13 protein-coding genes and 1 pseudogene are annotated in these 14,032 nt (G+C 73.6%); 6 read left to right on the top strand and 8 right to left on the bottom strand.

The genetic code is table 11. From position 1 onward, the window contains the following. Nucleotides 1-24 precede the first annotated feature (24 nt). On the bottom strand, nucleotides 25-1,467 hold the full coding sequence (locus ACFYXC_RS25600) for a PLP-dependent aminotransferase family protein (protein ID WP_389554186.1): 1,443 nt from the start codon (nucleotides 1,465-1,467) through the stop codon (nucleotides 25-27). Here ACFYXC_RS25600 and ACFYXC_RS25595 point away from each other — a divergent pair. Beyond that, nucleotides 1,458-2,348: pseudogene (locus ACFYXC_RS25595) on the top strand (DMT family transporter); the annotation flags it as partial. The gene ACFYXC_RS25600 and the pseudogene ACFYXC_RS25595 sit on opposite strands and share 10 nt — an antisense overlap. A 15-nt stretch (nucleotides 2,349-2,363) precedes the next feature. On the opposite strand, the gene ACFYXC_RS25590 reads toward ACFYXC_RS25595, so the two are convergent. Beyond that, nucleotides 2,364-3,224 (bottom strand): alpha/beta fold hydrolase, encoded by an 861-nt coding sequence (locus ACFYXC_RS25590; protein WP_389554185.1) that lies wholly within the window; start codon nucleotides 3,222-3,224, stop codon nucleotides 2,364-2,366. Nucleotides 3,225-3,374: 150 nt separating this feature from the next. Between ACFYXC_RS25590 and ACFYXC_RS25585 the strand changes: the two genes are divergently transcribed. Both ACFYXC_RS25585 and ACFYXC_RS25580 read left to right on the top strand, forming a co-directional pair. Next, complete coding sequence (locus ACFYXC_RS25585) at nucleotides 3,375-4,268, top strand: RNA polymerase sigma-70 factor (RefSeq protein ID WP_389554184.1); 894 nt, start codon at nucleotides 3,375-3,377, stop codon at nucleotides 4,266-4,268. Between the two features lie 254 nt (nucleotides 4,269-4,522). Continuing rightward, a complete protein-coding gene (locus tag ACFYXC_RS25580) occupies nucleotides 4,523-5,284 on the top strand; it encodes a GntR family transcriptional regulator (protein ID WP_388920066.1) in 762 nt (253 codons plus the stop codon). Nucleotides 5,285-5,565: 281 nt separating this feature from the next. On the opposite strand, the gene ACFYXC_RS25575 is transcribed toward ACFYXC_RS25580, so the two are convergent. From ACFYXC_RS25575 to ACFYXC_RS25565, 3 genes are all read right to left on the bottom strand, one after another. Beyond that, nucleotides 5,566-6,723, bottom strand: coding sequence for an ROK family transcriptional regulator (locus tag ACFYXC_RS25575; RefSeq protein ID WP_389554183.1), 1,158 nt, complete (start codon nucleotides 6,721-6,723; stop codon nucleotides 5,566-5,568). Nucleotides 6,724-6,848: 125 nt separating this feature from the next. Continuing rightward, nucleotides 6,849-7,511 (bottom strand): response regulator, encoded by a 663-nt coding sequence (locus tag ACFYXC_RS25570; RefSeq protein ID WP_389554182.1) that lies wholly within the window; start codon nucleotides 7,509-7,511, stop codon nucleotides 6,849-6,851. Nucleotides 7,512-7,525: 14 nt separating this feature from the next. Then, nucleotides 7,526-8,680, bottom strand: coding sequence for a sensor histidine kinase (locus ACFYXC_RS25565; RefSeq protein ID WP_389554181.1), 1,155 nt, complete (start codon nucleotides 8,678-8,680; stop codon nucleotides 7,526-7,528). A gap of 108 nt (nucleotides 8,681-8,788) precedes the next feature. On the opposite strand from ACFYXC_RS25565, the gene ACFYXC_RS25560 reads away from it, so the two are divergent. From ACFYXC_RS25560 to ACFYXC_RS25550, 3 genes are all read left to right on the top strand, one after another. Further along, nucleotides 8,789-9,790: an ATP-binding cassette domain-containing protein gene (locus tag ACFYXC_RS25560; protein WP_389554180.1), complete on the top strand. Its 1,002-nt coding sequence runs from the start codon at nucleotides 8,789-8,791 to the stop codon at nucleotides 9,788-9,790. A gap of 2 nt (nucleotides 9,791-9,792) precedes the next feature. Then, nucleotides 9,793-10,518 carry an ABC transporter permease subunit gene (locus tag ACFYXC_RS25555; RefSeq protein WP_389554179.1) on the top strand — a complete coding sequence of 242 codons (726 nt, stop codon included), beginning with the start codon at nucleotides 9,793-9,795 and terminating at the stop codon, nucleotides 10,516-10,518. 65 nt (nucleotides 10,519-10,583) lie between these two features. Beyond that, nucleotides 10,584-11,030, top strand: coding sequence for a hypothetical protein (locus ACFYXC_RS25550; RefSeq protein WP_389554178.1), 447 nt, complete (start codon nucleotides 10,584-10,586; stop codon nucleotides 11,028-11,030). Nucleotides 11,031-11,034: 4 nt separating this feature from the next. Here ACFYXC_RS25550 and mug read toward each other — a convergent pair whose 3' ends face one another. The 3 genes from mug to ACFYXC_RS25535 form a co-directional block, all read right to left on the bottom strand. Continuing rightward, the gene (gene mug / locus ACFYXC_RS25545; RefSeq protein WP_389554262.1) at nucleotides 11,035-11,580 is read right to left on the bottom strand and encodes a G/U mismatch-specific DNA glycosylase; all 546 of its coding nucleotides are present in this window, start codon (nucleotides 11,578-11,580) and stop codon (nucleotides 11,035-11,037) included. Then, complete coding sequence (gene purB / locus ACFYXC_RS25540; protein ID WP_389554177.1) at nucleotides 11,577-13,016, bottom strand: adenylosuccinate lyase; 1,440 nt, start codon at nucleotides 13,014-13,016, stop codon at nucleotides 11,577-11,579. Before purB ends, mug begins: the two co-directional genes overlap by 4 nt. Before the next feature lie 212 nt (nucleotides 13,017-13,228). Next, on the bottom strand, nucleotides 13,229-14,020 hold the full coding sequence (locus ACFYXC_RS25535; RefSeq protein WP_389554176.1) for an SGNH/GDSL hydrolase family protein: 792 nt from the start codon (nucleotides 14,018-14,020) through the stop codon (nucleotides 13,229-13,231). Nucleotides 14,021-14,032: the final 12 nt, after the last annotated feature.

Raw genomic sequence — 14,032 nt, 5'->3', positions numbered from 1 at the left:
CGCGCCCCTTGAAGGGCCCGTGGGCTAGGTGGGGGACGTCGCTGTGGCCAGTGTGTGGATGCCCTCGCGGATGCGGGTCGGGGAGACGTGGGCGTAGCCCAGGACAAGGCGGACGACGTCGTCCGGCGGCGGGGTCCGCGTGTAGGACGAGAGGGGGCGGACGGCGATTCCGGCAGCCTCCGTGGCGGCCAGGAACCGGCCGGCCGGCCCGTGACGGCCGGGCAGCGTGGCGATCGCGTGCAGGCCGGCGGCGACCCCGGACACCCGCGTCCCGGGAAAGTACTCGGCCAGCGCCGCGACCAGCACGTCACGCCGCTCCCGGTACGCGCGCCCGCAGCGCCGCAGATGCCGGTCGTAGTCGCCCCGCTCCACGAGGCGCGCGAGCACGGCCTGGTCGACGACGGGATTGCCGAGGTCCATCGTGCGTTTGCGTGCGACGACCTCCTCGGCGAGCGACGCCGGCACCAGCAGCCACCCGAGCCGCAGCCCGGGTGCCAGGGACTTGCTGACGGAACCCGTGTACGCGACGTGCTCCGGATCGAGTCCCTGGAGCGCACCCACCGGAGCCCGGTCGTAACGGAAGTCCCCGTCGTAGTCGTCCTCGACGACGAGCCCGTCCACGGCACGCGCCCACTCCAGGAGTTCCGCGCGGCGCCGCGCGGAGTAGGCGATCCCCGACGGGAACTGGTGCGCGGGCGTCGTGACGACGACCCGTACCCCCGACGCGCGCAGCGCCCCGGTGTCCAGCCCCTCCCCGTCCAGCGGCAGCGGCACGGCGCCGAGTCCGGCCGACGCGTACAGGGCCTCGTGTTCGGGACTGCCGGGATCCTCCACGCCCACGGCACGCACCCCGCGCGCGTGCAGCACGATCCCCAGCAGCGTGGCCGCCTGGGCGACCCCGGAGACGACCACCACCCGCTCCGGATCCGCCGCCACCCCCCTGCGCCGGGTCAGCAGCCCGGCGAGCGCGGTACGCAGCCGGGGCAGCCCGCGTGGGTCCGGGTAACCCAGCGCGTGGTGCGGCAGTTCGGCGAGCACCCCGCGCTGCGCGGCCGACCACGCGGCGCGCGGGAACAGCGACAGGTCCGGCGTACCGGGCAGGAAGTCCACCGCCGCGCCGGGGGAGCGGGGAGCCAGGTCCCGCGCGCGGGGGAGGGCGCCCCTGGCGGCCACGCCGACCCACGTCCCGGCGCCCCGGTCGCTGCGGAGGTAGCCCTCGGCGGTCAGCTGCTCGTACGCCTCGGTGACCAGTCCCCGGGACACCCCGAGATCGGCGGCGAGTTCGCGGCTGGACGGCAGCCGCGTGCCCGGCGCGAGGCGGCCCGTGCGGACCGCCTCCCGCAGTGCGGCCTGCAGCGCACGGCCACGCGCGCGCGGCGGTGCCGAAGCGGCCGGCAGGAGCATCTCCCAGGCCCCGGCCCGGCCCGCCGCCGCGAGCGGGTCCGGATTGGTCCCCGATGACGTCATGGAAGTGGACCTTAAACCGGGCCACCGCGCTCCATAGCGTCACTCCCATGACCGACCACACCCGCGGGACCCTGCTCGCGGCCTTCGCCGGCGTCCTCGTCGGCGCCTCCTTCACCGCCAACAGCGTCCTCGGCGCCTACCCGTACGCGGGCGGCCAGTTCCTGCGCTACGGCCTCGCCTGCCTGCTGCTTCTCCCGCTGGTCGGGCGGGGCGGTGCGGCGCCCCTGCGCAGGCTGACGCGACGCCAGTGGACCCGTCTCGCGCTGCTCGCGGGCGTCGGCATGGTCGGCTTCAACCTCGCGGTGATCGCCGCCGAACACACCGCGGAACCCGCGATACCGGGTGTCTTCGTAGGCTGCGCCCCGGTCGTCGTGGCCGTCCTGGTCCCCCTTCTGGAGGGCCGCCGGCCGCAGAAACTCGTCCTCCACGGGGCGTTGCTGGTGGCCGGCGGCGCCTTCACGGTCCAGGGCTGGGGCCGTACCGACGGAGCCGGGATCGCCTTCTCCGTGTGCGCGCTCGCCGGGGAGGTCGGCTTCGCGGTGCTCGCCGTGCCCGTCCTGCGGCCGCTCGGACCGCGGCTGCTCTCCGCGACGGTGTGCGGACTCGCGGCGGCCGAGTCGGCGGTGGCGGGGTTGGTCCTGGACGGCGGCGCCTGGCTGCGGACCCCGGACCGCACCGAGACGGCCGCACTGCTGTGGCAGGCGGCGGTCGTCACGGTCGTCGGCTTCGTCTGCTGGTACATGGGCATCCAGCGCATCGGCGCGGAGCGGGCGACGCTCTTCTCCGGCCTCATCCCGGTGGCCGCGGCCTGCACCGCCCCGCTCGTCGGAACGGGCTCCTACGGGCCGGCGCAGGCCGCGGGCAGCGCCCTGGTGGGGGCCGGGGTGGCCCTGGGATCAGGCGCGCTGCACCGCGGGAAGCGACGTGCGGCGGCTGCCGTCCAGGATGACGCGCGCGACCAGCGCGGGGTCGTCGTTCATCGGGACGTGTCCGCAGCCGGGCAGCCGCACCAGCCGGGCCCGGGGAATGACCTGCTTGGCGCGGATCCCCTGACGGCGTACCAGGATCCGGTCCCGGGTGCCCCAGGCGACCGTGACGGGCAGCTGGGGGATGTCGTCCGTGAACCGGACCGCGGTGCCCGCCCGGAGGGTCTCGGTGAATCCCTCGGCGCCGGCCAGCGCGAGGGTCTCGGCGACCACCGCCCCGGGTGAACGGCGCGCCGGCCGTGCGTAGATGCTGCTCGTCAGCACCGCGCGCCCGGCCGCCGACCGCGACAGCCGCTCGACCACCGGGAGCGGCATGGACCGCGCGGCCTGCCGCATCGCCTGCAGCAGCCCGAACGCGTACCGCCGCTCGACGGGCGACCAGAACCCGGCGGGCGACAGCGCCGTGACGGACCGTACGAGGTTCTCGCGGCCCAGTTCCAGGGCCAGCAGCCCGCCCAGGGAGTTGCCCGCCACGTGCGGGCGGTCCAGCTCCAGCGTGGCGCACAGCGCGGTCAGCGCCGCGTTCATCGTGGTCAGATCGTGCGGGAGCCCCTCGGGCAGCGAGGGGGACTCCCCAAAACCGGGCAGGTCCACCGCGATCACGTCCCGCTCGGCCGCCAGGAGACCGACGACCGGGTCCCACGCCTGCCGGTGATGACCTATGCCGTGCAGCAGCAGGAGCGGCTCGCCGGTGCCCACGCGCCGGTACGCGAGGGTGACGGTCCGCGGGCCGTGCGGAGAGGTGACGCTGAAGGAGACCGTGGCGGCCATGGGCTGCTCCTCGTCTGGGACGGTTACTCCTAGACACCTTGTCAGCAATTACTACCGACGGGTAGCCCTTTGCGCCGCCGGGCTCGTGCGCGGGCCGTACGGCCTCCTATCGCCTGGACACGACCTGACATGCCGGGGTGGGATGGGTCCGTGGCTACCGACACCATGACCGAGGTCTTCGAAGAGCACCGGCCCGTTCTGATGGGCGTCGCCTACCGCATGCTCGGCCGGGTGGCCGACGCCGAGGACGTCGTCCAGGAGGCGTGGCTGCGCTGGTCCGGCGGCGACCGCTCCGACGTGCGAGAACCGCGCGGCTACCTGGTGAGGATCACCACCCGGCTCGCCGTCGACCGGCTGCGGCAGGCGCAGTCCCGCAAGGAGGCGTACGTGGGGCCCTGGTTGCCCGAGCCGTACGTCACCGACTTCGGGGACACCGTCGCCGACACGGCCGAGCGGGCCGTCCTCGCCGACACGGTCTCGCTGGCCGTCCTCGTCGTCCTGGAGTCCCTCTCACCGCTGGAGCGCGCGGTGTTCGTGCTCCGGGAGGCGTTCGGGTACCCGTACGCGGACATTGCGGTCACCCTCGACCGCAGCGAGCCCGCGGTGCGGCAGCTCGCCGGACGGGCCCGCCGGCACGTCGAGGAGAAGCGGCCCCGCTACGAGGTCGACCCCGTCGAACAGCGGGCGCTCACCGAGCGGTTCATCGCGGCGGCGACGGAGGGCGACCTCGAAGGGCTGATGTCCCTGCTCGCCCCGGACGTGCGTCTGGTCGGCGACAGCGGCGGCCTGGCCCAGGCGCCGCTGCGGGTCATCGAGTCCGCCGACAAGGTGGGCCGCTTCATCGACGGCGCCACGCGCAAGGGCCTGGCGGACGTGGCGGACGTGTCGTTCCACACCCTGGAGGTCAACGGCGGTCCGGCGGTCCTGATGCTGTCCGGCGGCAAGCCCGACAGCGTCTTCCAGGTGGACGTCTCCGGCGGCCGCATCAGCTGTGTCTACGTCATCCGCAACCCCGAGAAGCTGCTGTCCCTGGCCGTCGACTGACGGTCGAACGACCAGGACCCCTCCGGCGAGGCCCCCGTTCAGGAGACGGGGGCCTCGCCGTTGTGTCACGTATGGGGCGTATCGCGAACGCCGGATGAACGCTCTGCGGCAACACGCCTGTGCGGGCTGTAACGGATCGAGGATTGGTCTTGACCAAGGGTGGGGGCGGCCATATGGTCGCAGGGTTAGTGCAGGAACCTTTAATAAACAAGGGCGCTAAAAGCCGCCGGGACACGGCGATTGCGGAGGACACGGTGGGGACCACGCAGTTGGATGCAGTGCCGGAGCCCAAGTACTGGCACCTCAGGACCGTGCTCAGCGAAGCACTGGACTCCGAGTTCTCGGTGGGTGAGATCCTCCCCAACGAGCGTGAGCTGGCGGCCCGGTTCGGCGTCGCGCGGGCCACGCTCCGCCAGGCCCTGGAGCAGCTGGAACTGGAAGGCCGGCTCCAGCGCCGCCGCGGTGTCGGTACGACCGTGGCGCCGCCGCGCGTGGGCGTGGCCGTCGGATCCGAGCAGCACACGTGGCCGGGCGCGGCCGGTGACGCCTGGCAGCCCGCGGACTGCGCGACCGCGGTCCCGCCCTCGGCGGTGGCCCAGGTCCTGGAGACCGGGCCCGACGAGCGGGTGCACATCGTGCGCCGCTCCCGGGTGACGCACGGCCAGCCCGTCGCCGCCGAACTCCTCTACATCCCCGCCTCCTCGGTCCCGGACCTGTCCGGCATCGACGCGCCGTCCGGCACGGCACGCGCGCGTGCGGTGCTGCGCGAGCTCCAGCGCCTGGACCTGGAGGGCGAGGACCGCGCGGTGGAGCTGGGCTCGGCGCGTGCGGACGACGCGAAGGAGCTGGACCGGCTTCCCGGTGCGCCCGTCCTCGTCGTCACGACCCGCTTCTTCGCCGAGGGACGCACCGCGGCGGTCTCCGTCGCCACCTATCGTGCCGACACCTGCCGGCTGACCTTCGGCGACTCCGGCGGGGTGGAGATCCACCACGACCCGGAGCGCCGCGCTTCCTGACCGGCGCCACCCCTGCGCGTACGTATTGCGCGTACGTCCCGCGCGGCGCGTACGTCCTGCACGCACGTCCTGCGGGTACGTCGTGCCCCGGCTTCCGGGGCGCCACGGCTCCTGTCCGGCCGGCGGGACCCGACGACGGCGCCGCGCAGGCCCGGTACGAACCGGGCGCCAGCGATCGGGACGCTTGCGGTGCGCGGGACCCGACGTTCCGCGCGGTGCGCGGGGCGGCGATCCGTGCGGCGGCGCAGGGCATGGTGTCCTGTCCGGCGGGCGGGGCCGGCTCAGTGCCGGGCCGTCACCGTGCCCTCCACCGCGAAGAGCTGCTCCTCCACGTGATCGAGAGCCAGGCGCAGCGCACCCGTCGCCACGGCGGCCTCACCGAGGAGCGACAGCGTCACCCGGGGCGGCCGCAGACAGAAGCGTGCCAACTCCTTGCGCAGCGGCTCCAGGACACCGTCCAGCCCCGCCGCCCAGCCGCCGATCACGACGAGCTCGGGGTCGAGGGCCAGCACGAGCGCGGCCACGTCGTGCACCAGACGCTGTATGAAGCGGTCGACGGCCGCCAGCGCCCGTTCGTCGCCGGCGCGCGCGTGCGTGAAGACCTCCGCCACCGCCTGCTCGTCGAGCGGGTGCAGCGGCTCGTCGGTCGTGGACAGCAGCGTCTCCGGAGTGACCTCGCTGCCCAGCAGGTGCAGCGCGCCGATCTCGCCGGCCGCGCCCCCGTAGCCGCGGTGCAGCCGCCCGCCGATGAGGGATCCGGCGCCGGGGCTCAGCCCCGCCAGCACGAACACCACGTCGTCGGACTCGGTGGCCGCGCCCTTCCAGTGCTCGGCGACCGCCGCCGCGTTGGCGTCGTTCTCCACGAGCACCGGGCACTTGAAGGAGCGGCGCAACCGTTCGCCCAGTGCGAGGCCCGTCCACTGGGGCAGTGCCGTACCGAGGCGTACCGTGCCGTCGGCCTCGACGATGCCGGGTGTGGCCACCCCGACGGCACGCAGGGAGCCGCGGGCGACTCCGGCGCGGCGCAGCAGTTCGGCGACGGCCGTACGCAGCCGTTCGAGCCGTTCGTCCGCCGACGCCGTCTCGCAGACGTCCTTCGCGAGGGAGCCGAGCACCCGCCCGTCCAGGTCCGACAGCAGGGCGGACACCCGGTGCGGGCCGATCTGCAGACCGAGCAGATGGCCCGCCTCCGCGCGGAAACGGAACCGCCGCGCGGGCCGCCCCTGGCGCCGTGCGGCACTCTCGTCGGCGGCGGCCTCGACGACGAGCCCGCCGTCGATGAGCCCCTCGACGACGCCCTCGACGGTCGGCCGGGACAGCCCGGTCACCCGGGTGATCTCGGTGAGTGTCGCGAAGTCCGTGGCCCGCAGCGCGTGCAGCACCACCGCGGAGTTGATCCTCCGCAGCAGAGAGGGATCCCCGCCGGTCAACTGCCCCAACGTCCGTCCTCCCAGCTCGTGCGCGTGTCAGTTGGCCGGATCGTACTCGGCGCGGCGGGTCCCGGCGAGTGCCGGGGATCACCTGCTTGCCCCGGACAGGCCACCGACGCGGCGTCGAACCGGAATCAGCCGGGTGCCACGAACCCCGACTCGTACGCCGTGATCACCGCCTGCGTGCGGTCCCGGGCGCCCAGTTTCGCCAGTACGGCGCTGACGTGGGACTTCACCGTCTCGGTGCCGACCACCAGCCGCGTGGCGATCTCCGCGTTCGACAGACCCCGTGCCATCAGCCGCAGCACCTCCGCCTCGCGCTCGGTCAGGGCCGCCCGCTCCAGCACGGCCCGGGCCGCGGGGTTCGCGTCCCCGTCCCCGTACTCGGCGGCCAACTGCCGCACCGAGGCGGGGAACAGCAGGGACTCGCCCTCGGCGACCAGACGCACGGCGTGCACGATCTCGGCCGGGCGCGCCCGCTTCAGCAGGAAACCGTCGGCACCGGCACGCAGCGCCTCGTACACGTACTCGTCGTTCTCGAAGGTCGTCACGACGACGATCTTGGGCGGCCGGTCGACGCTCCGCAGCACCGCGCGGGTGGCCTCGATGCCGTCCATCAACGGCATACGGACGTCCATCGCGACGACATCGGGCCGCAGCCGCCGCACGAGCGGAATGACCGCCGCGCCGTCCGCCGCCTCACCGACGACCTCGATGTCGGGCTGCGCCTCCAGGACGGCCCGCAGTCCGGCCCGTACGAGGGGTTCGTCGTCGACGAGCAGAACGGTGACCGGCATCGGACCAGCGTAGATCAGCGCAACGGCAGCTCGACGTGCACCTGCCAGTCCCCGTGGTCCGGGCCGGTGCGTGCCCGGCCGCCGAGCAGTGCGGCCCGCTCCCGGATGCCCCGCAGCCCGCTGCCCCGGCCCGGTCCCGGTGTCCCCGCCGTCAGCGGATTGCGCACCTCCAGGGAGAGGGTCCGGCTCTCGACGGCGATACGGACGCGGACCGGCACCGAGCCCGCGTGCCGCAGCACATTGGTGAGTGACTCCTGAAGGATGCGGTAGCCCTCCCGGGAGACCGGGCCGGGCACGGTCTCCAGAGGCCCCGTCAGGTCGGCGTCGATCTTCGCCCCGGAGGCGCGCGCGGACTCCATGAGCCGGTCGGCCTCCACCAGGGTCGGCCGGCCGCTTGCGGGCCGCCGCGACTCGCGCAGCACACCGAGCACCCGCTCCAGGTCCTCCAGCGCGGCCCGGCCGGTGTCCTCGATGGCGAGCAGCGCCCGGTCGGTGAACACGGGATCGCCCGCGGCGCGCGCGGCACCCGCCTGCACCACGGCCACCGTCAGCGCGTGGCCGATCGAGTCGTGCAGCTCGCGGGCGATGCGGGTGCGCTCCAGCAGCTGTTCGGTGCGCTCCTCCAGCGCGGCGACCCGCTCGGCCGCCGACGGCCCGAGGAGGCCGCGCGCGACGGCCGTGATCAGCTCGCCGAGTCCGACGACCACCGCGTACAGGGCGATCAGCGGCAGCGGCGCGAGCAGCGCGTAGGCCCAGTGCGGGTGCGACACCGGCAGGAACGGATTGTCGTCCGGTACGTGACCGGTCGAGATCCGGACCAGGTCCACGGCGGTCACCGGCAGCCAGACGGTGGCCCCCACCACCGCCCACCCGCACACCATGCGCGCCTCCAGCCACAGCACGGTCCGCAGCCGGTCACGCCAGGTGGCCGCCGGGGCGACCGAGATCGCCGGGTCCCGCGCGTCCCGCGTCAGCATGAACTGCGCCTGTACGCCCTCGCCGCGCCGCACGGCCGGGAGCAGTCCCAGCGGGAGCACCATCAGCGCGGGCGCCCACGGCGTCGACGGGACGATGAACAGCCACACGCTGACGGCCAGCATGGGAACCCACAGGTGCACGAAGCGGGTGTACGTCGTCCCCCGGGTCAGCGGGCGCAGCAGGCGGGCCATCACCTCATCGTGCCAGCCGGCACCGACAACGAGCCTCCCCCGGACGGGGGAGAGGCCCTCCCCGGGCGGGGGAGGCCCGAGCCCGCCGGGGTCCGCGAGTCTTACGCCGTGACCAGCATCGACGTTCAGGACCTCACCAAGGAGTACGGCACCGCCCGTGCCGTGGACCGGCTCACCTTCCGTGTCGAGCCGGGCCGGGTCACCGGCTTCCTCGGCCCCAACGGCGCGGGCAAGTCCACCACCATGCGGCTCGTGCTCGGCCTCGACCGGCCCACGTCCGGCAGCGCCGGCATCGGCGGTCGCGCCTACGTGACACTGGAGGAGCCGCTGCGTCACGTGGGCGCACTGCTGGACGCCCGGGCCGCGCACGGCTCGCGTACCGCTCGGGACCATCTGCGGGTGCTCGCGGCGAGCAACCGCCTTCCCCCGCGCCGGGTGGACGAGGTCCTGGAGGAGGCGGGCCTCGCCTCCGTCGCCCGACGGCGCGTCAGGACGTACTCCCTGGGCATGCGGCAGCGCCTGGGCGTCGCCGCGGCGATGCTGGGCGATCCGCAGGTGGTCCTGCTCGACGAGCCGTCGAACGGGCTGGATCCCGAAGGGATCATCTGGATCAGGGAGTTGCTGCGCCGGCTCGCGCGCGAGGGCCGCACCGTCCTCGTCTCCAGCCACCTGATGAACGAGACCGCGTCGTTCGCCGACCACCTCGTCGTGCTGGGGCGCGGCCGGCTCCTGGCCGACATGGCGATGCGGGAGTTCATCCACGCGCGCGTGGACCCCCGGGTACGGGTGCGCACCACGGACGGTGCGGCCCTGCGCGAGCTGCTCGCCCGGCACGGTTACCACAAGGTGGAGCGCGAGGTGGCGAACGAGGGCGGGGAACGGTGGATCGTGCACCACGCGCGCGTGGACGACATCGGCCGCCTCGCCTCCGGTGCGGGCCTTCCCCTCCTCGAACTCGCGGCGCAGGAGGGCACGCTGGAGCAGGCGTACCTCGATCTGACGGCCACGGAGACCGAGTTCGCCGCCCATCCCCCTAATCGGCCGCACTTCCCGGACCCACCGCATCCCCCCGACCAGCCGCATCCCCCGGCCCGCCCGCAGGAGGTCTGACCGTGCCGTTCGCACCCCTGCTCCACTCGGAGTGGCTCAAGATCCGTACTCTGCGGTCGCTCGTCGGCACGCTGGCCGCAGTCGTACTCGTCACCGCGGTCTTCTCCGCACTCGCCGGGCTCGACGGTGCGGGGGACCCCGAGTTCGACCCGCTGTTCTCGGCCTTCTTCGGCGTCAGCTTCGGGCAGATCGCGGCGATCACCTTCGGCGCGCAGGCCATGGCGTCCGAGTTCCAGGGCGGTGCCCTGCGGCTCTCCCTGTCCGCGGTGCCCCGCCGCGGACGGTGGTTCGCGGCGAAGGCGGCGGCGATCGGCGCGCCCGCCCTGGCCGTCGGCCTCCTCACCGGGTGCGTCTGCCTGGTGGTGGGCAGGGCCGTCCTCGGCGACCGGGCCGACGGTCCGGGCTGGGGCGAAGGACTGCGGGCGGTCGTGGGCTGTGCCGTCTACCTGGCCCTGATGGCGCTGTTCGCGGCCGGTCTTGCCGCCCTGCTGCGCAGCGGTGTCGCCACGCTGAGCATCCTCGTCCCCTTCCTCCTGCTGGTCTCCTTCGTGGTGGGCGACATGTCGGGGAACGCCGCCGACCTGCTGCCGGACCGGGCGGGGCAGGTGGTGCTGCACGGGACGTGGGACGGCCTGCTCGGGCCGTGGACCGGGCTCGCGGTGACAGCGGTGTGGACGGCGGCCGCGCTCATGGCCGGAACATGGAGCATCCGCCGCCGGGACGCGTGACCCCGGGCGTCCGTTGTCCCCTGACGGGCCGCCAAGTGTCAGTGGTGACCGCTTTACTGGACTTCATGACCACTGACCGACACCTCGCCACGATCGACGAGCTGTGCGTGCGCGACTTCCCCGCGGCGCACGGCTGGTCGGAGGTCGGCGCGGGAGGACCCGGCTACCACCTGGTGGTGCTGGAGACGACGCGCGGTTTCGGTACGGGTGACCAGGCCGGCCGGGAGGAGACCGCGGACCAGTTCACCGCCTACAGGGAGAGCGTCTCGCAACGGCTGGGGGAGCGGTGGGGCGAGGCGGAGGCGAAGAGCCTGGCCGGTGTGTTCCTGCGCTCCCAGGACCCGGAGGAGCGGATACCGAAGCCCTGGGCCTACCTCAGCGCCTATGTGGGATACGTGGACCTGTGGGAGGCCGACGGCAGCGGGCGCTGGGTCGCCGTGGGGGTCTCCGAGCCGGCGGAGGGACATGAGTTCCAGCTCTTCGCCCTGGTCACCGACCTGGCCCCGCCGTGACAGGTCAGTCCCGCGCGGCTGCCCGCAACCGGCCGAACTCCTCCGCCATCGTCGCCGCCGTCCAGTGCGCGTTCAGACCGCTGGGGTTGGGCAGCACCCACACGCGCGTCGAGCCGAACGTCCGCTCCTGCGGCCCGATCGCGGCCTTGCGGTCGTCGAAAGCGGCCCGGTATGCGGTCACGCCCACCACCGCGAGCCACCGCGGCCGCAGCCGTTCCACCTTGGCGGCCAGCAGCCGCCCGCCCTCCCGGTACTCGTCCGCGCCGATCTCGTCGGCCCGGGCACTCGCCCGCGCCACCACATTGGTGATGCCGAGCCCGTAGGACAGCAACTCCTCCTGTTCCGCGGGCTTCAGCAGCCTGGGGGTGAAGCCGGACAGGTGCAGGACCGGCCAGAAACGGTTGCCGGGGCGGGCGAAGTGGTGGCCCGTCGCGGCGGTCATCAGGCCGGGGTTGATGCCGCAGAACAGCACCCGGAGACCGTCCGCGACGATGTCCGGCACGATCCGGTCGCGGGCGGCCTCCAGCTCCGCGGGCGTCAGGCGGGTCAGAGGATCGCCCCCGGCGTGTAACCCGCGGCCTCCGGGTGCTGCTTCACGATCTCCTCGACGCGGGCGACGACCGCCGCCACCTGGTCGGCCGCCGCGCCCGTGAAGGACAGCTTGTCGGCCATCAGCGCGTCGAGCTGCGCGCGGTCCAGCGGGAGGCGTTCGTCCGCGGCGAGCTTGTCCAGCAGTTCGTTGCGCTCGGCGCCCTGCTCGCGCATGGCGAGGGCGGAGGCGACGGCGTTCTCCTTGATGGCCTCGTGCGCGACCTCCCGGCCGACACCCGCGCGCACCGCGCCCATCAGGACCTTCGTCGTCGCGAGGAACGGCAGGTAGCGGTCGAGTTCACGCGCGACGACCGCCGGGAAGGCGCCGAACTCGTCGAGGACGGTGAGGAAGGTCTCCAGCAGGCCGTCGAGGGCGAAGAACGCGTCCGGCAGCGCGACCCGGCGCACCACCGAGCAGGACACGTCGCCCTCGTTCCACTGGTCGCCCGCCAGCTCGCCCGTCATCGAGGCGTATCCGCGCAGGATCACCATCAGGCCGTTGACGCGCTCGCAGGAGCGGGTGTTCATCTTGTGCGGCATCGCCGAGGAACCGACCTGGCCCGGCTTGAAGCCCTCGGTCACCAGCTCGTGCCCGGCCATCAGCCGGATGGTCTTGGCGGTGGACGAGGGGGCGGCGGCCAGCTGCACCAGCGCGGTCACGACCTCGTAGTCCAGCGAGCGCGGATAGACCTGGCCCACCGAGGTGAACGCCTGCGAGAAACCGAGGTGCCCGGCGATCCGCCGTTCCAGGTCGGCGAGCTTCCCTGCGTCCCCGCCCAGCAGGTCGAGCATGTCCTGCGCCGTGCCCACCGGGCCCTTGATGCCGCGCAGCGGATAGCGGCCGAGGAGCTCCTCGACCCGGCCGTGCGCGACGAGGAGTTCGTCGGCGGCGGTCGCGAACCGCTTGCCGAGGGTGGTCGCCTGCGCCGCCACGTTGTGCGAGCGGCCCGCCATGACCAGCTCGCCGTACTCGCCCGCGAGCTTGCCCAGGCGTGCGAGGACGGCGACCGTGCGGTCACGCACCAGCTCCAGGGAGAGCCGGATCTGCAGCTGCTCCACGTTCTCGGTGAGGTCGCGGGACGTCATGCCCTTGTGGACGTGCTCGTGCCCGGCGAGGTCGTTGAACTCCTCGATCCGCGCCTTCACGTCATGGCGGGTGACCTTCTCGCGCTCGGCGATCGAGGCCAGGTCGACCTGGTCGAGGACCCGCTCGTAGTCGGCGAGGGCGGCGTCGGGCACCTCGATCCCGAGGTCCTTCTGGGCCCGCAGCACGGCGAGCCACAGCTGACGCTCCAGCTTCACCTTCTGCTCGGGGGACCACAGGGTGGCGAGCTCGGCCGAGGCGTAACGGCCGGCGAGGACGTTCGGGATACGGGGCTTTGCGGACGCAGTCACGTAAACGGATTCTACTGGCGGTTCCTGCAGGCCACTGCCACGGTCCCGTTGGTCGGAACCCACGAGGCGCCGACCGACGGGGGCCAGGTCCCGCCGGGCCCGCTCCGGGCGGGCGCCGAGTGCAAGCACGCCGCGTGCGCCGAGCCCTCCGTACCAGCGCGCCGCGGGCTCTCGCGCCACTCCACCGACCGCCGCCACTCCACCGACCGCCGCTACTCCACCGACCCCCTGTACTCCTCGTAAGGCAGCAGTTGGGGGCGCTTGGGCGGGCGGCCGTCGCCGGACGAGCGGCCGGTCAGCCGGCGGCCGATCCACGGCAATAGGTACTGGCGGGCGAAGCGGGCGTCGGCGGCCCTGCGGGCGACCCAGCCGGGCGGCGCGGAGGGCGCCATCGGCGTGTGCCACTCGGCGTCCTCCGCCGCGTGCCCGAGCGCCTGCCACACCGCTTCGGCGACCCGGCGGTGTCCCTCGCCCGTCAGATGCAGCCGGTCCACGTCCCACATGCGGGGGTCGCCGAGGGACCGCGCTCCGTAGAGGTCGACCACGAGCGCGCCGTGGCGGGACGCGAGATCGTCGATGCAGACGAACAGTTCCTCCATGCGGGGGCGGAACCGCTCCAGGACCGGGCCCTGACGGCCGGGACTGCGCATCAGGACGAGCTGCTTGCAGGCCGGCGCCAGCCGCTCCACGGCCTCCTCCAGGAGACCCTTCACGCGCACCATGTCGCACTTGGGCCGCAGCGTGTCGTTGAGGCCGCCGACCAGCGTGATCACGTCGGGCTGCATCGTCACCGCCACGTCCACCTGCTCGGCGACGATCTGGCCGATGAGCTTGCCGCGCACCGCGAGGTTGGCGTACCGGAAGCCGGGCGTCTGCGCGGCCATCCGGGCCGCGAGGAGATCCGCCCAGCCCCGGTACGTACCGTCGGGAAGGCGGTCCGACATGCCCTCGGTGAAGGAGTCGCCGACCGCGACAAGGCTGGTGTAAGTGGCATTCGTCTGCATCGCGGAGGAATG

It is taken from the genome of Streptomyces sp. NPDC002701 (genome assembly GCF_042889045.1).
GTDB lineage: Bacteria > Actinomycetota > Actinomycetes > Streptomycetales > Streptomycetaceae > Streptomyces.
This window is presented reverse-complemented; position numbering and strand designations above follow the sequence as displayed.